This is a genomic window from Maridesulfovibrio frigidus DSM 17176, from assembly GCF_000711735.1.
Classification (GTDB): domain Bacteria; phylum Desulfobacterota; class Desulfovibrionia; order Desulfovibrionales; family Desulfovibrionaceae; genus Maridesulfovibrio; species Maridesulfovibrio frigidus.
In genome coordinates this window covers 69,729-90,282 of the sequence record NZ_JONL01000008.1, presented here as the reverse complement: position 1 = coordinate 90,282, position 20,554 = coordinate 69,729, and the positions used below count along the sequence as shown (strand labels likewise).

18 protein-coding genes are annotated in these 20,554 nt (G+C 44.7%); 8 read left to right on the top strand and 10 right to left on the bottom strand.

Features of this window, described 5'->3' with window-relative positions:
• Positions 1-179: 179 nt before the first annotated feature.
• Positions 180-599, bottom strand: coding sequence for a hypothetical protein (locus BR06_RS0115285; RefSeq protein ID WP_031484601.1), 420 nt, complete (start codon positions 597-599; stop codon positions 180-182).
• Positions 600-874: 275 nt separating this feature from the next.
• Here BR06_RS0115285 and BR06_RS0115280 point away from each other — a divergent pair, with 275 nt between their 5' ends.
• The 3 genes from BR06_RS0115280 to BR06_RS0115270 all read left to right on the top strand — a co-directional run bounded on the left by BR06_RS0115280 (position 875) and on the right by BR06_RS0115270 (position 4,319).
• Entirely contained in the window at positions 875-1,714 is an 840-nt protein-coding gene (locus BR06_RS0115280; protein ID WP_031484599.1) for a sulfide/dihydroorotate dehydrogenase-like FAD/NAD-binding protein, read from the top strand.
• Positions 1,704-3,125: an NADPH-dependent glutamate synthase gene (gene gltA / locus BR06_RS0115275; protein WP_031484598.1), complete on the top strand. Its 1,422-nt coding sequence runs from the start codon at positions 1,704-1,706 to the stop codon at positions 3,123-3,125. Before BR06_RS0115280 ends, gltA begins: the two co-directional genes overlap by 11 nt.
• Positions 3,126-3,311: 186 nt before the next feature.
• A complete protein-coding gene (locus BR06_RS0115270; protein WP_031484597.1) occupies positions 3,312-4,319 on the top strand; it encodes a sensor domain-containing diguanylate cyclase in 1,008 nt (335 codons plus the stop codon).
• Positions 4,320-4,331: 12 nt separating this feature from the next.
• Here BR06_RS0115270 and BR06_RS0115265 read toward each other — a convergent pair whose 3' ends face one another.
• Together BR06_RS0115265 and BR06_RS0115260 are read right to left on the bottom strand one after the other, a co-directional pair.
• Positions 4,332-5,483 (bottom strand): radical SAM protein, encoded by a 1,152-nt coding sequence (locus BR06_RS0115265; protein ID WP_031484595.1) that lies wholly within the window; start codon positions 5,481-5,483, stop codon positions 4,332-4,334.
• Positions 5,483-7,189 (bottom strand): aldehyde ferredoxin oxidoreductase C-terminal domain-containing protein, encoded by a 1,707-nt coding sequence (locus BR06_RS0115260; protein ID WP_084154182.1) that lies wholly within the window; start codon positions 7,187-7,189, stop codon positions 5,483-5,485. The genes BR06_RS0115265 and BR06_RS0115260 overlap by 1 nt, the downstream gene beginning before the upstream one ends.
• Before the next feature lie 277 nt (positions 7,190-7,466).
• Here BR06_RS0115260 and BR06_RS0115255 point away from each other — a divergent pair, with 277 nt between their 5' ends.
• Entirely contained in the window at positions 7,467-8,372 is a 906-nt protein-coding gene (locus BR06_RS0115255) for an AraC family transcriptional regulator (RefSeq protein WP_051677128.1), read from the top strand.
• 85 nt (positions 8,373-8,457) lie between these two features.
• Here BR06_RS0115255 and BR06_RS0115250 read toward each other — a convergent pair whose 3' ends face one another.
• Both BR06_RS0115250 and BR06_RS0115245 read right to left on the bottom strand, forming a co-directional pair.
• Entirely contained in the window at positions 8,458-8,925 is a 468-nt protein-coding gene (locus tag BR06_RS0115250; protein WP_031484588.1) for a hypothetical protein, read from the bottom strand.
• A gap of 132 nt (positions 8,926-9,057) precedes the next feature.
• The gene (locus BR06_RS0115245) at positions 9,058-9,936 is read right to left on the bottom strand and encodes a LysR substrate-binding domain-containing protein (protein WP_031484586.1); all 879 of its coding nucleotides are present in this window, start codon (positions 9,934-9,936) and stop codon (positions 9,058-9,060) included.
• A gap of 113 nt (positions 9,937-10,049) precedes the next feature.
• On the opposite strand from BR06_RS0115245, the gene BR06_RS0115240 reads away from it, so the two are divergent.
• Positions 10,050-11,045 (top strand): aldo/keto reductase, encoded by a 996-nt coding sequence (locus BR06_RS0115240; RefSeq protein ID WP_156952719.1) that lies wholly within the window; start codon positions 10,050-10,052, stop codon positions 11,043-11,045.
• A gap of 44 nt (positions 11,046-11,089) precedes the next feature.
• On the opposite strand, the gene BR06_RS0115235 is transcribed toward BR06_RS0115240, so the two are convergent.
• Together BR06_RS0115235 and BR06_RS0115230 are read right to left on the bottom strand one after the other, a co-directional pair.
• On the bottom strand, positions 11,090-11,893 hold the full coding sequence (locus tag BR06_RS0115235; protein WP_051677127.1) for a hypothetical protein: 804 nt from the start codon (positions 11,891-11,893) through the stop codon (positions 11,090-11,092).
• Positions 11,894-12,009: 116 nt separating this feature from the next.
• Positions 12,010-12,726 (bottom strand): hypothetical protein, encoded by a 717-nt coding sequence (locus BR06_RS0115230; RefSeq protein WP_169738253.1) that lies wholly within the window; start codon positions 12,724-12,726, stop codon positions 12,010-12,012.
• 389 nt (positions 12,727-13,115) lie between these two features.
• Between BR06_RS0115230 and BR06_RS0115225 the strand changes: the two genes are divergently transcribed.
• On the top strand, positions 13,116-15,722 hold the full coding sequence (locus BR06_RS0115225) for a cobyric acid synthase (protein ID WP_051677126.1): 2,607 nt from the start codon (positions 13,116-13,118) through the stop codon (positions 15,720-15,722).
• A gap of 6 nt (positions 15,723-15,728) precedes the next feature.
• Here BR06_RS0115225 and BR06_RS0115220 read toward each other — a convergent pair whose 3' ends face one another.
• From BR06_RS0115220 to BR06_RS0115210, 3 genes are all read right to left on the bottom strand, one after another.
• Positions 15,729-16,472, bottom strand: a complete 744-nt coding sequence (locus tag BR06_RS0115220) for a WecB/TagA/CpsF family glycosyltransferase (RefSeq protein WP_084154180.1) — start codon at positions 16,470-16,472, stop codon at positions 15,729-15,731.
• Between the two features lie 21 nt (positions 16,473-16,493).
• On the bottom strand, positions 16,494-17,318 hold the full coding sequence (locus tag BR06_RS0115215) for a TatD family hydrolase (protein WP_031484575.1): 825 nt from the start codon (positions 17,316-17,318) through the stop codon (positions 16,494-16,496).
• A gap of 254 nt (positions 17,319-17,572) precedes the next feature.
• Positions 17,573-18,559, bottom strand: coding sequence for a glycosyltransferase family protein (locus BR06_RS0115210; protein WP_031484574.1), 987 nt, complete (start codon positions 18,557-18,559; stop codon positions 17,573-17,575).
• Between the two features lie 146 nt (positions 18,560-18,705).
• Between BR06_RS0115210 and BR06_RS0115205 the strand changes: the two genes are divergently transcribed.
• Together BR06_RS0115205 and BR06_RS0115200 are read left to right on the top strand one after the other, a co-directional pair.
• Entirely contained in the window at positions 18,706-20,106 is a 1,401-nt protein-coding gene (locus tag BR06_RS0115205; RefSeq protein WP_051677125.1) for a sigma-54 interaction domain-containing protein, read from the top strand.
• A gap of 5 nt (positions 20,107-20,111) precedes the next feature.
• The gene (locus BR06_RS0115200) at positions 20,112-20,447 is read left to right on the top strand and encodes a NifB/NifX family molybdenum-iron cluster-binding protein (protein ID WP_031484570.1); all 336 of its coding nucleotides are present in this window, start codon (positions 20,112-20,114) and stop codon (positions 20,445-20,447) included.
• Positions 20,448-20,554 lie beyond the last annotated feature (107 nt).

Sequence of the window (20,554 nt, the reverse complement as noted above, 5' to 3'; positions counted from 1 at the left end):
AAGAGTTGATTGACCCATCAAACTATAATACACAGAAAGACAGTATTCCCACAAAAGACGCTGATTAGCACTCTGCTTTTTGCTTTTTATGCAAAAGTATCTGTTGCGAAAAAACAGGCAAAGATCACACTTTAATAAAATTTTAGTTTGAACAATAAAATTGTAACAGACTTGATTTTTTAAACTTTACCCAGCACACTCCCTGGGAGTGAGTGATTAAGCGCACCGGACTGCTCACTATAAGCAGAAATGGCTCTACTGAGCCTGTAGCTGGAATTACCGGGAATAGATGTGGTGGAATCCTCGGAACGAGTAATTTGAGTTTGCGAAAGATACTTAGCAACATCTTGAACATGCTGCTCTTCGCTCTGAGCTCGAGGATATGCATTTGAACGAAACGCCTGTGAGGAGCTTTCAGCTTCACTTGGTTCAAACTCGAGGTCCTTTGCTGTGAAGTTTACCCCAAACTTGCCTAAACTGAACCCAAAACTGCGCGTCTTTACACGTGCTTGTACGCTTTCAGACGTGTTTTCCGTCTTTGCAAGCTCATTTCGCCCGTTTTCAGCATATATATTTATACCTTGTGATGCTATACGCATACCGTACTCCACACTTGAAACCGATCCACGTTCACAAAAAAAGCCTGACAGCCATCACTGGCAATCCGGCGATCCTGCGGCTCTGCCGCAATCATCCATGAAGGATACGTGGGATTTTCGGCTTCCATCCGTGGAAGCAACTGAAATTTCTTTCTGATCAACTGTTCTAAACATAATACGTTGAATCAGGTTTGGCAAGAGTAGCAAAACTTAGAACCTTGCTTTCCGAGGTCCAAAGATTTATCTTCCCCAAAACTTAAGCGATGTAGGAGACTATGAGCAACAAAATTCTTCAGAAAAAAGCTTTGATTCCAGGGCAGACAAGCTTGCTGGTTATCGAAGCTCCACAAATTGCCAAAAAGGCAAAACCGGGAAATTTCGTAATTCTTCGTATCCATGACAAAGGGGAACGCGTTCCTCTTACTATCGCTGATACGGACCCGGAAGCTGGAACTATCACTATTGTTTACCTTGTCGTGGGTAAAAGTTCGGCTCTTCTAGAAACATTAAAAGAAGGTGAGATCATCCTTGATGTCTGCGGACCTCTCGGAAAACCGACTCACATTGAAAAGTGCGGCACAGTTATCTGTGTTGGCGGCGGAACCGGAATCGCAGCCATGCACCATATTGCTAAGGGCCACCATAAAGCTGGCAACCACGTTGTCGCCATTGTCGGCGCACGTAGTAAAGACCTGCTTCTTTTCTGTGACGAACTCGGCGGATTCTGTCCTGAACTCCTTATCGCTACTGATGATGGAAGTTCCGGACATAAGGGATTCGTAACGGATGTTCTGCGCGAACGTCTGGAAAAAGACAAAGACGTAACCGAAGTTGTCGCCATCGGCCCGGTTCCTATGATGGAAGCCGTTGCTAATGTAACCAAACCTTTCGGAGTCAGAACTGTTGTAAGTCTGAACTCTATCATGGTTGACGGCGTGGGTATGTGCGGAGCTTGTCGTTGTAATGTTGGTGGAGAAACCCGCTTTGCATGCGTGGACGGCCCGGAATTTGACGGCCACAAAGTCGATTTCAACGAACTCAGAATGCGCCTCGCTCAGTACAAAAACCAAGAGAACGAATCAATGGACTTGTTCAGGAGGGAGCATGGCGAGTAAAAAGAAATTTAATCCAGTCCGTACCCCGATGCCGGAACAGCCAGCTGATGTGCGTAACAAAAACTTCAAAGAAGTCGCGCTGGGTTATACCCGCGAACAGGCTATCGAAGAAGCAAACCGCTGCATTCAATGCAAGGTTCCGCTCTGTCAGAAAGGTTGCCCTGTCGAAATCGACATCAAAAGCTTCGTGGGACATATGGCCGCAGGTGATGTTCCTTCTGCATATAGAGTACTTAAAGAAACCAATGCCCTGCCTGCTGTCTGTGGACGTGTCTGTCCTCAGGAAAGCCAGTGTGAAGGGTCCTGTATTCTTGGCAAAAAACATGAGCCGGTCGCAATCGGACGTATTGAAAGGTACGTAGCTGACACTTTTGACAGTGACTCAGCTTGTGAAATGATTACTGGACATACAGCATGTAGCCTTCCAAATGATCAGGTGAAAGTGGCCTGCATTGGCTCTGGTCCATCCAGCCTGACTGTTGCCGGATATCTGGCGGCTAGAGGCGTACCGGTAACAGTATATGAAGCTCTGCACGAAATAGGCGGAGTTCTTGTTTACGGTATCCCTGAGTTCAGACTTCCTAAGGCCGTTGTTGCCCGCGAAGTCGGAGCACTATGGGCCAAAGGTGTTACCTTTCTGCCCAACTGGGTCGGTGGTAAAACTATTACTATTCAGGACCTTATTGATGACGGATTCGATGCAGTATTCATCGGTGTTGGAGCGGGCCTTCCTTGGTTCCTAAACATACCGGGTGAAAACCTTGTCGGAGTTTACTCCTCAAACGAGTATTTAACCCGCATCAACTTAGGGCGCGCATATGACTTCCCGAATTACGACACCCCTGCCCCTAGACCGCGCAATGTTGCAGTCGTCGGCGGCGGAAACGTTGCCATGGACGCAGCACGCACAGCTCTCAGGCTTGGCGCGGAAAATGTGTACATCACCTACCGTCGTACTCAGGACGAAATGCCTGCCAGACTCGAAGAGCTCCACCACGCAATCGAAGAAGGAGTTCAACTCGAGCTTCTCACTTCTCCAATAGCCATTAACGGTGATGAAAACTCACACGTTAAATCCATGACTCTTCAGGTGATGGAACTTGGCGAACCGGACGATTCAGGCCGTCGCAGACCCGTTGCGGTTGAAGGTAAAACCAAAGAGCTTGAAGTCGATATGGTTATCTTAGCTGTAGGAACAGGGGCCAACCCCGTGCTTCTTGAAGCAACTCCGGGCCTTAAACTAAGCGAACGAGGCTACATTGATGCGAATCCTGAAACAGGTGAAACTTCAATCCCTAACGTCTTTGCCGGAGGCGATATCGTCGGCGGTTCAGCTACCGTTATTTCTGCCATGGGCGCAGGAAGAAAAGCTGCCAAGACTATTGCTGAACGTTTAAAAGTAGAGCTCTAGCAACAATCCCAAAGTAATTCAAAAGCCCCCGTCAGTTCCTATACGAGTCTGACGGGGGCTTTTTTACTTCCAAAATAAAGTTGCCGTATTACAAATCTTCAATTATTAAAGTGATAACTTACATTTCATATTCTTAAAATATATTTAACGACCTTCAAAAAGGTCAAATCATAGAAGATTTCTACCATGAGCATGGACAAATTTGATTTCGATGCAACGCTGTTAACCGTAAATTTCGCCACCAGGCTTCTAGCTATGGAACTGGATAAAGACACCCTGCTAGACCGCACATTAGAAGCATTCTGCGATCTTGGATCGTGCAAAGATGCAGCAATCCTAGGGTATGACAGAAAGGGCGATTTATTCATATATGCTGCGTCTCTAGATCTCGAAAGGACTTTTCCTAACGAGCAAATACCCATGACCAAGGCAATGGAAGAGGCAGCTAAAAGCCGTGCTCCTGTGACCAGACCAAAGCTCGAAGGGTCTAAGTACCCACTTCCCGGAGACAGCTGTGCAGAATGTCCTGAAACCTGTCTATGCATTCCGCTAGTTGGATCGCGTGACCTAGTTAAGGGATTCGTTACGCTTTACCGTAAAAACGACAAACCATGGTCTATTGCCGAGCTATTTCAACTTGGAATAATTTCAACAGTCGCCGCCATTTCATACGAAAACTCAGAACTTTTCAGACTGACAATCGAAGATAGTCTTACAGGGCTATACATGCGCCGCTATCTCTTTATAAGACTTGATGAGGAAGTGCAAAGAATTAAACGCAGGGGCGGAGATCTTTCTGTTATTATGGTAGATATTGATCATTTTAAACTTGTTAACGATTCCTATGGGCACGCCACAGGTGATGAAGCTCTTAAACAAGTCGCAAATATTCTGCTCGAGAACTCAAGACGAGGTGCAGACATAGTCTGCAGATATGGCGGAGAAGAATTCGCAATTCTGATGCCCGGATCGAAAAAAGAAGATGCCATGATCGTGGCCGAACGCATGCGCATAGGTTGCGCTGAGTCTAATATTCTAACGACCAATGGCGAAATTAAAGTCACCATAAGTGCCGGAGTTGCAAACTCGGATGAGTGCGATTTATTGGCAGGTGATACAATGCTTAGAATCGCGGACAAACGGCTCTATGATGCTAAAAAAGCTGGTCGTAACCAAGTTGTTTGCGAAGGATAAATTTACTATCTGCTAGATAAAACGTTTCATAATGGAATCGATAATTTCGTCCATTTTTTCAACATTTGCACCAAGCTCAACGCAGGTTCGCTCTGCATGAATACGTCTGACAGGATCACTTAAGTCAACCAGCCGTGACAGGGAATGAGTTCTTCTGCCGATGCAATAAACCATCTGATCGCGTGGGGACATTTTTAAAAAATCACGAATCGGCGCCATCATCTTTTCTTTGTCAGCAGGAAGAGTACCTTCCACCTCGGAAAAAAGATTGAGGATGTGATCACTTTTTACGGTAGAGGTTATACCCTCCAGAGACTCTAGAAATAAAAGTAATTCCTGAGCAGTTTCAACATCACCCATTTTATCAAATTCACCTGCTTCATGACTTGCGGCAAGCGGTGTTGCATTCGGCAGAGCCAAAGTCCGCAAACGAATAAAATCAGGATTAATCTGGTTCATGGATTCAGCCGTTTCAAGCGCATTTTCACGGGAAAGATTTCTACCGCCAAGCCCAGGCATAAAATACTCAGACAACTCTATTCCAGCGCGCTTTAACTTTTGCCCAGCCAAAATTTGCGCTGCTTTGTCGACCCCTTTTTTGACACTTTTCAGCACCTTATCCGAGCCGGATTCCATGCCTATGTGAATTCTATTCAGGCCAGCACTAGCAATACGAAAAAGATCCTCATCACTGATTTTTGCGACACTTTGCGAACGTGCATATGAAGTAACTCTATCGACAGCCGGAAAGGCTTTTTTGATGTGCTCAAGAATCTGCACAAGATCATCAACTTTCATGATCAAGCTGTTGCCATCTTGCAGAAAAATAGACTTCATACCGTTTGCAATAAAATTTTGTGCAGCATGAAAAGCCTGCCTATCAATACCACCATCCTGTCCAAGAGACGCCATTCGGCTATATGGAATACCGCCGGTTTCGCTTTGAGCCTCCAAAATCAATTCCACAGCACGGTGCACAGTATCAATATCTTGCAGTACATGTTCGACAGGCCGCAGTGTAAACTTCGTCCCTTTGTACAAAGAGCAAAAGGTACAATGATTCCATGGACAATTGCGGGTTAAGCGCAAAAGAAGACTACCGGCCTCACTTGGAGGACGGATTGGTCCTTGCTCAAACCCTGAATATGGCTCAACCTTTTTCATTACAGACCCCCTGCCGACGCTCTGATTGAAGCAAATGTCCCGCACAAATCATCCACATTATAAGAAAGTTCACTCTGAGTCGGTAGCAAAGGTTCCTCATGAAAAAAGACTGGTAACCTGTCGAACTCTTCAGTTAGCCCAGCGCGATGATTAAAATCGATCTCTGCGGACAGACAATTAGTTCCCAATTCTGTCCACTCACTATTGCCAAACGGCTTTCCAGTTAAAGCTGTAATAGCCTCAAAAATAGTATGCAAACCACCAGACTGCGCAAACATGCACACACCGGAGCAATCCAGCGCAGCGGCATGAATCTGAGAGGACTTTGACATGCCCATCAACATGTCTGCTGCCCCACTAGCGCCCCCTATAAAACCAGCGGTATGATCCGCTCCCATAGGAGACGTGGCATAAGTCACGCCCATACCGGGCATGGCGCGGGGATCATATCCTGCGATGCTCTGACCTTTAACAGCAGGTACTCTGGGGTTTCCAAAATATTTCCCCACAGCATCCGGACCTGCACCGATAAGCAGTCCCATTTCGGTTCCTTCTGCTACACTTTCCACTAATGCGATGGCGCCTTTAGAATCACCAAAAGAGATATGTCCTGAATCCATTGCAACAGCTATAGCGGTTCCAGTGTTCATGGTATCAAGGCCTATATCATCGCAAAGAAAATCAAGACGGGCGATGCTATCCAAATCGTCATTACAGATCATTGCACCCATAGCCCATAGAGTCTCATATTCGAGAGCGGATGTAATAGGTTTGCCAGCTTCATCCACATAAATATTGGAACACTTTATAACGCACTGGCTGCACCCTTTATGCGCAGTCTTGCCACCACGTTCACGGATAGTTTCCGCTAAAATATTCCCATCAATTTTATCAGCTCCCTCGAAGCTGCCCTGCCGCGCATTACGAGTCGGCAAGGCTCCGGCAGCATTGGTATTTGCAAGAATGCTTGCAGTACCAAACTGCGGCAAAACCTGTCCGCTCCATCCGTCTTTTACAACAGCAGATGCGAATCGTTTTGAAGCATCATTAAAATCATCAACTTGCTTTATATCTTTTGATTGTCTGCCACTTTTTGAAACGACAAGAGCCTTAAGCCCTTTGGCACCCATGACAGCCCCTAGTCCACCGCGCCCTGCGGCCCTGCTTGGATGCCCATCGGTATCAGTTGTCTGAATTGATGCACTTGTCAGCATCATTTCACCAGCCGGCCCAATGGACGAGATAGCGTTGTTTTCACCCAATTTACTCAATAAAAGTTCTGCCAATTCATAATTGCGCATCCCGCGGCAATCTCCGGCATCAATAAGCGTACCCTTGCCATTCTCATCTATCACTAAATGATACAAAGTTCCTTCAGGAGCCTTACCTCTGACCACAACGGCATCAATCCCATGATTTGAAATAGCCTTAGCCATTGTACCACCGACATTACTCTCTTTGATACCGCCAGTGAGGGGACTCTTTGCTCCTACAGAAAGACGCCCAGAATTAGCAAAGGGAGTACCTCCGAGAAATCCGGGAGCAAAAATTAAAAGATTTTCCGCACCGAAAGGGTCACAATCCGGTGGAACAAGATTGCTGATCATGGCTGAAGTCAAACCGCGCCCACCAAAGCTTTCATAACGTTTCGGAGGGGGGCCTTCAGTAACTAGGCCTGTTGTCATATCGACATGCAATAAGTTCATAGAATTCCCGCAAAATGATTTATACTTTTATTACTTATATTTTTAGCGTATCAAAGAATTTACCTCTGATGAAAAAAGCTACGATAAGCAAGTGCGTACGGCATAGCTTTCGCAACTATAACCAATATACTTTACAGTATGGCGACATTTCATTGAAGGCCTATTTCTGCATAAGAATAGCCTAATTGTGCAATATGACAAAAATGGTCCAACGCTCAAAACAGAACACAACTACCGCTGCAAATAAAATTGTATGAATAAATAGAGCTTAAAGATTATGAAGAGAACAGATATAATAGAAGATATTGAAAAAATGGTAAGTGATATGACCCCGAAAGAAGGGTATTCAGATACTCATTTAAGTGAAGTCAGCTTGTTCAGGGCAGAAAATAACTATCTCGATATTCCACTTCTCTACAATCAATGCCTTTGCATTATTGTTCGCGGAAGCAAAGACGTTAGCCTAAAAGGGAAAACGCTCACTTACGATCCCAATCATTTTTTGGTAGTACCGACCATAATGCCCTTCGAATGTGAAACCTACGCAACTCATGACAATCCCTTTTTCGGGATCACTATTTCCGTAGACTACATTATCGTGCAGGACATTCTTGACCAGCTCGGGGAAAAATTTACAGCATCGAGCGTAGCTCTCGCCCCCAACCCTGGAGCGTATCTGGAAGATCTGACGGAAGATATTCTTGAACCGACGTTACGCTTGCTCAACTCACTTAGAGAAAAAAAAGACGCAGACGTACTAGGTAAGCAAACGTTGCGGGAGCTCTATTACCGCACTCTGATGGGCAGCAATGGACACATTCTCGCTTCTGCCGCCAGAGGGAAAAGTTCATATGCAAAAATAGCAAAAGCGCTGCGAATTATACATGAGGACTGCTCCGCATCACTGGATGTTACTAATTTAGCTGAAAAGGCGAACATGAGCGTGCGTTCATTTCACGACCACTTCAAAACAGTAACGACCTATTCCCCGCTACAATATCTGAAACGAATAAGGCTCGATAAGGCCAGGCTGTTATTAGCAAATCAAGGACTGCAGGCCAACGTAACCGCCCACATGGTCGGGTATGAGTCCACGTCACAATTCAGCCGAGAATTTAAGAGATATTTTGGCTATTCGCCCAAAGATACTCAGAAGGAATTTTTGCAGAATCTGGTTCGCTAAGACGGGGAAATGCTCAAAAAAAGTCTTACAAAAAACGGCAGCCAACATCACTCTTGTGACGCTGGCTGCCGCTGATATTTAACTACTAAAACCTTCCCCCACCGCCACCGGGAGGGCCACCACGTCCACCACCAGACCCCCCGCGCCCGGATTTCCCGGAAGAGGTCTCCGTTTTCTTCTGAGATTCAACATACTGAAGGTAAAGATACATCTGTTCTTCTGTCAGAATCTTATTCATTTTTTTATAAATGATCCAATCTATGTCAGATCGTCTCTTCTCAATGTCCTTAGAGTCTTCATCACTTTCTTCAATCTTTTTAAGCTCATCGTACTCTTCTTTCAGAACGGGCCTAATTTGCTCAACTTGATCGCTTGTCAGATTAAGCCGCTTAGTCAAAACGGTTATTTTTTCATCTGGAGTCTGCAACTCTTGCTTCCGGTCAGGAGGAGGTCCTCCCTCGTCACGGCCGCCAGACCTTCCGCCTCTAGATTGAGAACAGGCAGTCATCCCAGCCATCAGCACAACAATCAGAATCAGATACTTTAATTTCATATTTGAACCTCTCTATCTGTTAATTAGCCAAACGTTTTCTATAAGAGGGCAAATCAAAAAGAAAACAATACATAGGCTCATTTCAGATAACTGATCACAGGCAAAAAATCACATTTATATTCATCAAGTTTACTATAGTTTGTTAATCAAATCTAAAAAATTAACCAAAGCTGGAAATCCATCCTTAACCTTGTAGACCACATGTATTTCAAGCGAAGGAATATTCCCCGTCAGTGGTTTAAAAAATACTCCCCCGGGCCTGCGCTTTGCAATACTCTCCGGCACAATGCCAACCCCGATTCCGGCAGCAACAAGTGCCACCGTTGCGGACTTAGTCGACGCCTCTTGAACTACATCAGGCGTAAACCCGTCCTCCGTGAAGACTCTAATCCATTCATCATATAAATGAGGCTGAACCTCGCGCGGAAAGAAGATTAAAGGCTCTCCCGCCAATTCTGCAACATCAACGACAGACTTATCAACAAAACTGTGTCCCATAGGTATCGCGAGTGCATATGATTCTTTATGAAACACCTTGCACTCAAGACCGCCTAAATCATGTCTAAAAATTCTGGCTACACCAACATCAATTCGCCCCTGTTGAAGCTCTTCAAGTTGTGAATTGGTGGACATCTCATTCAATGTGAAAGTCACATCAGGATATTTAGTTTTATACTCACGAATAATTTCAGAGAGTGAGCCATCCATCGCAGGGCCGATGTAGCCGATGCTAAGCCGTCCCTTTTCTCCGAGAGCCACCGACTGCAAACTGCATTTAGCCTTATCAATAGATTTCAGTATTGTGCGTGCATCAGTTAGCAGCGATTCACCTGCTGCAGTAAGCCTTACAGATCGCTTATTACGCTCAAAAAGCTTCACGCCAAGTTCATATTCGAATTTCATAATCTGCTGACTTAGCGGAGGCTGGGAGATATTAAGGCGTCTGGCTGCGTTACCAAAATGAAGCTCTTCTGCCACCGCTAAAAAATATTTTAGTTGTCTTGTTTCCATAGAGTAATACTTAAAAGATATTACTCTAATTAGAAAGATATATTCGACATATTTATTGAGTCACCATATTAAATCCATAAGTTAACAATCAACCGTAAAAAATGGAGTACAAAATGGCAGGTATTAAAAAATTTCAGATTTTAGGAAACAGCGACATCAAGATATCAAGCATTGGACTTGGATGCATGGGGTTAAGTGAGTTTTATGGAGAACCGACCTCCGAAGCAGAAGCAACTAAGCTCATTCACCACGCGATGGAATGCGGAGTAAACTTCTTCGATACCGCAGATATGTACGGAGCAGGACACAATGAAAAGCTAATTGCGGCAGCCCTTAAAGGCAGGCGCGAGCAAGCTGTGATCGCAACAAAATTCGGTATTGTACGCGAAGGAAATGAATACGCCCGCAATGTTTGTGGCAAACCGGAATATGTACGCAAATCCTGCCATGACAGCTTGCGCAGACTGAATACGGATTACATAGATTTGTACTACATCCATCGCATAGATGCAGACACTCCGATCGAGGAGACTATTGGCGAAATGGCTAAGCTGGTTAAGGAAGGCAAAATAAAATCTATCGGACTATCCGAAGCGTCAGTTGAAACTCTTCGCAGAGCACATGCGACTCATCCAGTTTCAGCATTGCAATCGGAATATTCCATGCTCACACGTGAACCGGAAAATGAAATATTGGCCATGACGCGCGAACTGGGCATAACATTTGTCCCTTACAGCCCAATCTGCCGCGGCCTATTGAGTTCCAGCAAACCATTAGAGAATGACCCCGCTGATGTAAGAAAAATGCTGCCACGCTTCCAAAAAGAAGCATACGAAAACAATAAGTCCATAGCGGAAAGCTTGACCCAAATAGCAGATCAAAAGGGATGCTCGCTGGCTCAGCTTTCTCTAGCATGGGTTATCGCGCAGGGCGAAAACATCGTCCCAATACCGGGCACAACCAAAATCAAAAACCTTGATTCCAATGTGGGTTCCATGAATGTTTCATTCACGGAAAAAGAATTAAGAGATATAGATACTCTTTTAACCAAGCACAAAGTGATTGGAGACAGGTACACTCAAGAAGGGATGAAAGGCGTTAATGTTTAGCCACCGATAACTACCCCGAAGGTCTTATAAATGGCCTTCGGGAATTACTCACTCGAAGGATCTTTAAGTTTGAGAATAGTCCGCTTTTCCGGCTGTAAAATTTCAAAGTTATTAACCCAATGTTTGCGGAGCAGCTCATCCATAAGCCCAGATTTCTTTGCTTCGAGAAGAGCCTCTTCGATTATAGGCCTAAGATGAGCAAACTTGGGACTCAAATAAAAAATAAAATCTCGCTTATATTCTAATAAAAGGTGTGGTTCAATTACTAACTCTTTATTAGCTCTAGACTCGTTGACAATTTCATTAAAACCTCGTGAAAAATAATCTATTCCACGCGATCTGTGTGCTATCATTTTAAAGATATTTCGCCAGTTTAACACTTCCTTAAATGGTAGCCCATTCTTTTCCCATATAACAGCATCGTACCATTTCCAACCGAATGCCCCCACTTTATTGAGAGCTCTAAAATCATCTAAAGTTTTAACATCTTTATAAGCATGCAGATCTTCCGGTGGCACTAAAAGTATTCTTTTTCCAATCAACCCATTTGTAATATTAACTGGGATTGGAACATATTGATTATCCCGTTGCGAAGATTGAAGATACCATCCTATACTAAGATCCCCATCTTCAAGCATCTTTCTTTCGCGAGCAGTAGGAAGCTCGGCAACCTTATCAATAGTGACTTCATGGCCAGCATTATGCAAAGCCATTTCTAACAACTCATAATAATAGTCATGTTCCCCATCAAAATAAGAGGGCATGCGTAGATATATTTTATCAGCATTGGCTGCTCTCGGAAAACAAAATACCAAACTCAAAATACATATAATAAAAATATTTTTCATACTAATTCCTTTCCCTGCAACTACACTCTTCACACAAATAGCAACCCATTTGAACCACACCGTGAGTATAACAAGGACTACCCGACCTGAATGCCTAAAAAATAACCTTCAAATTATTATTCTATAAAATCTTTAAGTTTAATCACAGTGCGCTTTTCCGGCTGCAAAACATCAAAATTTTGCGCCCAATATTTCCGAATAAGTTTATCGATAAGTCCAGATTTTCTCGCAGCGACAAGAGCTTTTTCGATTATAGGCTTAAGATAAGCAGACTTGGGACTCAGATAAAAAATAAAATCACGATTATATTCGAGCATAAGATGTGGCTCAATTGCTAAGTCCGTATGCTCTTTAAACTCACTAAGCACTTCATTAAAACCACGCGGAAAATAATCAATTCCGCGCGATCCCGCTGCAATCATTCCATATATGTTATTCCAATTTCCAATTGCCTGAGACTGCAGATTGTTTTCCTTCCACACTTTCAAATCGAACCACCCCAAACCGAGCGCGCCTACTTTATTAAGATTGCGAAAATCTTCTATGTTTTTAACACTCTTATAAGCATCCTTGTCGCTGACAGGAATCAATAATACCCTTTTCCCAATCAGACCATTTGTGAGATATACAGGAATAGGAACATACACAAGATCTCTTTCTGAGGTTCTGATATACCATGATATATCGAGATCACCATCTTTTAACATTTTCATTTGACGCAGTTGAGGAAGATCTGACACAGCCTCAATGACAACCTCATGCCCAGCATCACTTAAAGCTGTTTTAAGCAGTTCAGCATAATACTCATGCCCCCCTGCAGCCAAAGAGGGCATGCGCAAACATATTTTATCAGCATTGGCTGTTATTGGAAAACAAAACAACAAACTCAAAAGACATATTAAATACATATTTTTCAAACTAATCCCTTTTTCCCTGCAGCTCCACTCTCTAAAGAACAGCACTAGTTAACGACCAACTGTAGCAAGACTACTTATGGAATATATTATACTTTAATTTAATTTATGACCAACAATAGAACTAAACCAATGCACCTCTTATACATTAATTAAATCCTCCTAAACTTCAAGACACTTAGAATATTATAACGCACCATCACCCAAACATATTCAAACGCAAATTATTTCAAAATATTGATTTGAGTCTCACGCAGATTAAAGCTATAGGATCAAATATTACGAATATTCACTCCATGGAGGGAGCTATGCACGAAAAAAAATACGCTCATGGCGGAAACATCAAGAAGCTTGCTGCAAAAGCAGGATGCCCGTCCTCCGAACTACTTGATTTCTCTGCTAATATAAACCCCCTAGGCCCTCCACCTTGGCTTCAGCAAGTCATCGTTAATGCACTAGACGAAATTGACTGCTATCCTGACCCGGAAAGTGCAGAACTAACTCTCGCCGCCTGTCAAAAATATAAAGTGTGGCCTAACGAATGTATTGCCGGAAACGGTGCGTCCGAGTTAATCAATGCCATCACCCGCATTGGCGGATTCAAACGTGCTGTGATCCCTGTGCCCTGCTATGTTGACTATGAACGCTCATGCGTGGTTGCTGGACTTAAAACGGAACAAATCCCGCTCGATCCGCAGAATGGTTTCGCGCCTGATTTCGATACGCTATCATCATTTTTATCAGCTTCCCCTGCACTGGTTTTTCTCGCGCAGCCCAACAATCCTACAGGCACGGCATTTGATCCCGAAGCCTTAAAAAAAATTGCTCGCGCACATCCTGATTCACGCTTTATTGTAGATGAATCCTTTGCTGACTTTGTTCCAAATCTAGACCGCCTTGTGGGGCAACGGCCTCCTAACGTAATCACAATTCTTTCACTCACAAAATTTTACGCCATACCGGGCCTAAGGCTTGGACTCGCTTTTGCCACACCAGACATCATAATGGAGCTTAAAAACATTTTGCCCTGCTGGTCGGTAAATCTACTGGCGCAAAAAGTCGGTCTGAAGTGCATTAAAGATGATGAATATGCACGCAAAACCATAGAAACGACCACCCGTCTGCGTGAAGAATTGGTTCGGGAAATAGCAAAAATACCGGGAATACGAACCCTGCCTGCAGAAGCAAATTTCATGCTCTGCCAGATACAGCGAGTAGGAATGAATGCGGACGCGCTCATAGAGCACCTGATAAGTAACAATATTGCTGTGCGCCACTGCGACAATTTCGACGGGCTAGATTCCACATATTTCCGAATCGCAGTCCGCACTGAGGAAGAAAACCGTAAATTCATAGATGGCCTACGGACCTTCACAGGCATGGAAACCGCCCCGCCCGCACCGCGAAAAACTCCAGCTTTAATGATTCAAGGTACTTGCTCCAATGCCGGAAAATCCATCATAGCCGCAGCATTCTGCCGCATATTCCTACAGGATGGCTACAAAGTTGCGCCCTTCAAAGCGCAAAACATGTCACTTAATTCTTTCGTCACAGAGGACGGCTTAGAAATGGGCCGCGCACAAGTGACCCAAGCCGCAGCCAGCAAGCAAGCGCCTAATATCCGCATGAATCCGGTTCTCCTTAAACCAAACAGCGATGTAGGTTCACAGGTTATCGTCATGGGCAAACCTGTCGGCAATATGAAAGTGAAGGAATACGTAAAATATAAACCCACAGCCTTTGATGCTGTTAAATCTTCCTACGATTCTCTAAGCGATGAAAATGATATTATGGTGATAGAAGGAGCAGGTTCGCCTGCTGAAATCAACCTGAAGCAACATGACATAGTCAATATGGCAATGGCGGAATACGCAGAAGCTAAGGTCATCATCACAGGCGATATTGATCGCGGCGGAGTATTTGCGGCACTTTCAGGAACCATGGATTTAATCGACGCAAGCGAGCGGAAAATGGTTTGCGGATTCTTGCTGAACAAATTTCGAGGGGATGCATCCCTGCTTACCCCCGCTTTCGATTTTATGCTGGAACACACTGGCAAACCCGTATTAGGAGTAATCCCGCACATACATAATTTAGGATTGCCTGACGAAGATTCCGTTTCATTTAAAGATGACCTGAGCAAATCCGGCAGCAAGGTAACTCGAAAAGATTCAGTAGACATAGTCTGCATAGATCTACCGCGCATCTCAAATTTCACGGACCTCGACGCGCTGAAAGGCGAACCGGATGTAAATTTAAGGATTGTAGATAATCCGAAAGATCTAGGAAATCCTGATGCGATAATCATACCCGGAAGCAAATCCACCCTCTCCGACCTAGCACATCTGCGCGAAAGCGGATTAGCGGAGGCTATTTTAAAGCACAAAGGTAAGGCCGCAATTATAGGCATCTGCGGAGGATTCCAGATGCTAGGACAATACATCAGCGACCCGAAAGGAATTGAATCCACAGAAGGAACCGCAAACGGACTAGGTTTGCTACCGCTCCAAACAACATTAGCGCCAGAAAAGACCCTGAATCGTGCAACGGGAATTCACGGTGTTAGCAAGATGGAAGTCAGCGGGTACGAAATTCATCACGGCAAAACAGAACCTCTACTGCCCACAGTGCGCGCCATCATAGTTCCGCAAGGCGTTGAAGGGTCAGTGCCGATTTCGAAAGTATTAGGATTCGGGATAAAATCTGGAATGATATGGGGAACCTATCTGCACGGCATTTTCGACGCAGACGGATTCAGAAGATGGTTCATTGATTCATTGCGCGAGAAAAAAGGATTGCCCAAGCTAGAAACAATCCAGACCACCTTCGGAATGGAAGATGCGCTGGACAGATTAGCTAAAATCGTGCGGGAGAATGTTGATATGAAGGCAGTTTATGGAGCTTTGGGGTTGTAAACACCTTCACCCCAAAATCTTAAACTTCAACAATTTCAACCCGAACAGCGTATTCGTAACAAGATACCGCTTCCACATTCTGCGCGGCTCCTGCATCAATCTGTAAAGCCATTCTAGCCCGTGCTTTTGCATGAACAATGGAGCTCGTTTGGATTTTCCGGCGGCAATGTCGAATGTGCCGCCCACGCCCATTACGAATTTTACCCCTAGCTTTTCCCGCCAGCGATTAATGAAATTTTCTTTTTTAGGTGAAGTTATAGCGACAAAAAGAAGCTTTGCGCCCGACTTTGCAATATCATCCACTACAGCTTCTTCGTCATCCCAGAAATAGCCGTGATGGTAGCCCGCGATATTCAAAGCTGGAAATTTTACTCTAAGATTTGCGACTGCCTTTTCCACCACATCCGGCTTAGCGCCGAGTAGGTAAACAGGCTCATTTTCCAATTCCGCGCGAGTCAGCAAACTGTAAAAAAGATCCACCCCCGCCACGCGTTCAGGCACATCGTGTCCCAAAAACCGCGCTCCCCACACAACTCCCATGCCATCAATATTAATGATATCGCAGCTTTTAACAGATTCACGAAGCGATTCATCGCGCTCCATATTAATAAGCTTAGCGGCATTCACAACCACGTGCTGAGTGAACAGTCCGAAGTTTAAACGGCTGAAAATCTCATCCACGGTTTCGCGCATGGTCCAGGCATGCATCCGCACAGACATGAACCGTATTATATTTCCGCCTTCGATCATGAGTCCCGCCAGTTTTGAACGCTACAGCCCAAAAAAATCATACGCATTTTTCGCGCAGATAGCCCACAACTCATTAACATCCATACCCTTAAGGTCCGCAACTTTAGCCGCAGTAAATACCACATATGCAGGCTCGTTGCGTTTCCCGCGCCACGGTTCAGGAGTCAGGAACGGGCAATCAGTCTCAAACATCATTCGTTCAGCAGGAATATATTTAGCAGCTTCCTGCGCCTCTACATTCTTTTTATATGTAACAGGGCCGGGAATAGAAATATGCCATCCGTTATCCAAAATGCGCTTAGCCGTCGCAACGTCAGACCCAAAACAATGCCAGAGCAAAGGTTTATCGCGCCAGCCGAAATCTTCCAGCACATCCAAAGTTTTCTCATGCGCATCACGGCTATGAATCACCACAGGAACATCAAGCTCCTGCGCAAGCCCAAGCTGCGTGCGAAAAACTTTCTCCTGCACATCATAAGGAACTCGGTCCCAATAAAAATCCAGCCCAATTTCACCAAGCGCTTTCAAACGGCTATCAGCTTTAAACGCCGCCCGCATTGCATCAGTATCAGCGGCAGTATATTTATCAGAATTATTAGGATGAACTCCCAGCACAAAAAACACTTCTGGATGATCATCAAAAAGGTGGCGATTCTTCTCATAAGCCTGCGGCCCTAAAAAGACATTACCAATCTTAGCTATGCCACACTCTTTAGCCCTAACCAAAACTTCTGGAATATCATTAATTAAATCGTCTAAATCTAAGTGGGCGTGAGTCTCAACGCCCGGAACAGTAATACCTATCGTCTGCGGTAATGGACGAATCTTTTTCTTTTTTTTGGACATTATATGGGGATGCCTCCGGCGGCTTGAACCCTTTTGGGAAAAGGGGTCAAGACTCCCAAAACTTTTTAATGGTTTAGTAATTTAAATGCGAAGCGATATGCTCAACAATGTAAATTTTCTCTATCGCAAGCCAACTCTTCCCTCTTAAATACTAGAACCTCTCCCCAAATAAAAAGTTTTAGGGAAAGGGAGTCCAGAGGGAAAACCCTTTTTCCCAAAAAGGGTTTCCCCTTTGGCCGCCGGAGGCAATAAAACTAATTAAATTTATCCCAAATATCACTTACGGCTTGGGCTTGAACTTCTAGGGTGTAGGACTGAACGGTTTTTTGTCCGGCTGCTAGTGCGCTTTGTAGATTTTGTCCACCTTCGCGCCACAGGTTGATTGCTTTTTCCAGATTGAGTGCCGCATCTAATACGTCGGCATCGGCAGACCAGAATCCATTTCCGGACCATTCGACTTCACGCAGGGGCCACCATGGTTTGAATATGGCACCATCAAGTTGGCGCATGTAATCCCATCCTCCGAAACCTGAAAAGCCTACGGGAATGCAACCTGAGGCTAATGCTTCGAGGGGCGGCAATGGACATCCTTCTGGAAAGCCGGACACTAGAAATATGTGACTAGCGCGCAAAGTTTGGGCGACACCTTGTGCATCCATACCGGCTATTTCAACCCAGCGAATATCACAATTAGGATTGCGCGCTTCGAATATGGATTTTATTTGAGCGACTAATGCTTTGTTCTTACGCGGCATGTAGGCGATTCTGAGGGGGCCGTCATCCATGCATTTAGGAGGATAGAAAATTCTTGTATCGATTCCCGGCCTTAGTATGGGAGACTTTTTGCCTAGAGTCTGTTGCATAAACCATTCTACGGGATCTGATACAGCTAAGAATGATACGGGCAAGTTCTGCCATGACACGCCTGCTGGTAGAGAAGAAAAAAGGTAGGCCCAGTTTTGACAATAGACTATGCACTTAGCTCCAGCATTTAGACCGGGAGCAAGGCTGTTTACCCACCCTTCAGGCACTAACCAGAGATCATCTTTACTGAGACTTAGCTCATCCCAAAGAATAGGTTCTGGATCGTCAGCTTCTAAAGGAGGCATCCAGCTTCCGGCTTCACGTAATACCAGACGCACATTCTTTCCCTGACGTGCAAGGATAGATGCTATCTGACAAAAAACAGTGATGCCGCCAGTGGGCTTTCTAACAGGTGGTATAAAAATGTATGTATTCATAGTTTTTCCGTATGCAAATGTAACCGCAAAAAACTGCTTTGGAAAGTCCGAACATGACTGTCATAATGATGTATTTAGACAAATTGTGCCATTTTTACTCAAACTGAAAGGTGACTTACTGATAGAAGCCATGCTACTTAGGTGGTGTGAAAAATGATAATACATACCTTGTCAGCGGACTGCTCAATCAGCAATTCCTTTTGCCGGATCTTCTAAATGAAATCCCTGTAGGCATTGCCGTGCTTGATATTAATGGAAACATTGAGGTCGTCAACCGCACATGGCAGACAATAACAGGCGCAGAACCAGACTCTATGGTCGGCCTGAAATGCATGCTCGGGCTTAGATGTGATTACTGCTTCAAAGGCTGCCCCGTTATGGCCAGCAAAGCGGACTTTGATCCCATCTCGGTCGATGCAGATATTATAGATCGCTCTCGCATTAAAATACCCATCAGACTGACAGTCGCCCCAATATTTTCAAAAGATAACAAACTTTCGGGTTTTGTGGAAACGATTCAGGATATCAGGCAGGTTGCGGAGCTTAGCAGCACGGCAAGTAAGGCTTATTCGCTAGGTGGTTTAATCGGCACCAGCTCCCAAATGGTCAAAGTTTTCAGCATGATTCCGAGCATCGCCGCAACGGATTCATCTGTACTGATCACGGGCGAGACGGGCACAGGAAAAGACGTGCTGGCAGAAGCTGTGCACAATGCATCGGACCGCGCGGGATCTCCGTTCATTAAGGTTAACTGCGGCGCGCTACCGGAAACTTTGCTGGAATCGGAACTGTTTGGGCATGTTAAAGGGGCTTTTACCGGAGCACATGAAAACCGCCCGGGCCGGATCAAATTGGCTCATAACGGTTCATTCTTCCTGACAGAGATTGGCGACCTTCCGCTAGGCCTTCAAGTTAAGCTGTTATCCTTCTTAGATGATAAAGAGATACACCCACTGGGTAGCTCAGTAGGATTTAAAGCGGACGTACGGGTCATTGTTGCCACTCATCGCAACTTGAAACAGATGGTTATGGATAAAGCTTTTCGTGCCGATTTACTTTTTAGACTTAACGTTGTTCACCTTCACCTGCCGCCCCTCAGGGAACGTGGAGAAGATATCCTTCTGCTGAAAAATCACTTTCTCAAAGATTACTGCACAAAATTTCATAAGAAGATTAAAGGGTTTACAAAGAAGACTGCCAAAATCATTTTGGCCTACCATTTCCCCGGAAACGTTCGAGAGCTTCGAAATATAGTTGAATACGCAGTAAACTTTTGCGACCGCGAATATATAGGAACAGAACATCTACCTGCATACCTTACAGAGCAGGATATTTTACGTCCGGTCATGGAATCCGCAAAGACTTTGCCCGATCATGCGCCGCAAAAAGAATACTCTCCTGCCGAAAATTGGGACCATGCTGAAAAGAGAATGATTATGGATGCTCTTGTTAAAAGTGGCGGCAGAAAAGGTGAGGCGGCGAAAATGCTGGGCTGGAGCAGATCCACCTTCTGGCGCAAAATGAACAAACACTCGATCAATGGATAATCCTAATGGATAAAAAAATACTTATCCCACTTTTTCACGACGATGTAGCTCCCCGCTTTGACTTGGCTACGGATGTCCTTTTGGTCGAGATAAAATCTAACTCCAACTATTACGAAAGGATAATAGTTCTACCGCAAGCGTCCGCAGACGACCTATGCGCCCTTGCGACATCGGCCAATGCAGACGCTGTAATTTGCGGAGGAATTGGAGATGAGCATTACCAGTACCTTACATGGAAAGAAATCAACGTCTTCGACGACGTAATCGGACCTGTGAAAAAAGTTTTAGAAGCTCACAAAAACGAGACACTTTCGACTGGAATGAACTTTTACAACGTCTAATACCCTTCTCGTAAGCACCTATATATCCAATAATATTTCCACCACAATTTGATTTATGTCGCACAGTGTTTCATTTTGTTTCTACACTGCAGTCTCATTATGTCGCA

Excerpts from the sequence above, each read along its gene's own strand:
- BR06_RS0115235 (WP_051677127.1), bottom strand. The coding sequence starts at position 11,893 with ATGAAAAATATTTTTATTATATGTATTTTGAGTTTGGTATTTTGTTTT.
- BR06_RS0115225 (WP_051677126.1), top strand. The coding sequence starts at position 13,116 with ATGCACGAAAAAAAATACGCTCATGGCGGAAACATCAAGAAGCTTGCT.
- BR06_RS0115265 (WP_031484595.1), bottom strand. The coding sequence starts at position 5,483 with ATGAAAAAGGTTGAGCCATATTCAGGGTTTGAGCAAGGACCAATCCGT.
- BR06_RS0115255 (WP_051677128.1), top strand. The coding sequence starts at position 7,467 with ATGAAGAGAACAGATATAATAGAAGATATTGAAAAAATGGTAAGTGAT.
- BR06_RS0115260 (WP_084154182.1), bottom strand. The coding sequence starts at position 7,189 with ATGAACTTATTGCATGTCGATATGACAACAGGCCTAGTTACTGAAGGC.
- BR06_RS0115210 (WP_031484574.1), bottom strand. The coding sequence starts at position 18,559 with ATGAATACATACATTTTTATACCACCTGTTAGAAAGCCCACTGGCGGC.
- BR06_RS0115245 (WP_031484586.1), bottom strand. The coding sequence starts at position 9,936 with ATGGAAACAAGACAACTAAAATATTTTTTAGCGGTGGCAGAAGAGCTT.
- BR06_RS0115240 (WP_156952719.1), top strand. The coding sequence starts at position 10,050 with ATGGCAGGTATTAAAAAATTTCAGATTTTAGGAAACAGCGACATCAAG.
- BR06_RS0115270 (WP_031484597.1), top strand. The coding sequence starts at position 3,312 with ATGAGCATGGACAAATTTGATTTCGATGCAACGCTGTTAACCGTAAAT.
- BR06_RS0115280 (WP_031484599.1), top strand. The coding sequence starts at position 875 with ATGAGCAACAAAATTCTTCAGAAAAAAGCTTTGATTCCAGGGCAGACA.
- BR06_RS0115215 (WP_031484575.1), bottom strand. The coding sequence starts at position 17,318 with ATGTCCAAAAAAAAGAAAAAGATTCGTCCATTACCGCAGACGATAGGT.
- gltA (WP_031484598.1), top strand. The coding sequence starts at position 1,704 with ATGGCGAGTAAAAAGAAATTTAATCCAGTCCGTACCCCGATGCCGGAA.
- BR06_RS0115220 (WP_084154180.1), bottom strand. The coding sequence starts at position 16,472 with ATGATCGAAGGCGGAAATATAATACGGTTCATGTCTGTGCGGATGCAT.
- BR06_RS0115200 (WP_031484570.1), top strand. The coding sequence starts at position 20,112 with ATGGATAAAAAAATACTTATCCCACTTTTTCACGACGATGTAGCTCCC.
- BR06_RS0115285 (WP_031484601.1), bottom strand. The coding sequence starts at position 599 with ATGCGTATAGCATCACAAGGTATAAATATATATGCTGAAAACGGGCGA.
- BR06_RS0115250 (WP_031484588.1), bottom strand. The coding sequence starts at position 8,925 with ATGAAATTAAAGTATCTGATTCTGATTGTTGTGCTGATGGCTGGGATG.
- BR06_RS0115230 (WP_169738253.1), bottom strand. The coding sequence starts at position 12,726 with ATGCCCTCTTTGGCTGCAGGGGGGCATGAGTATTATGCTGAACTGCTT.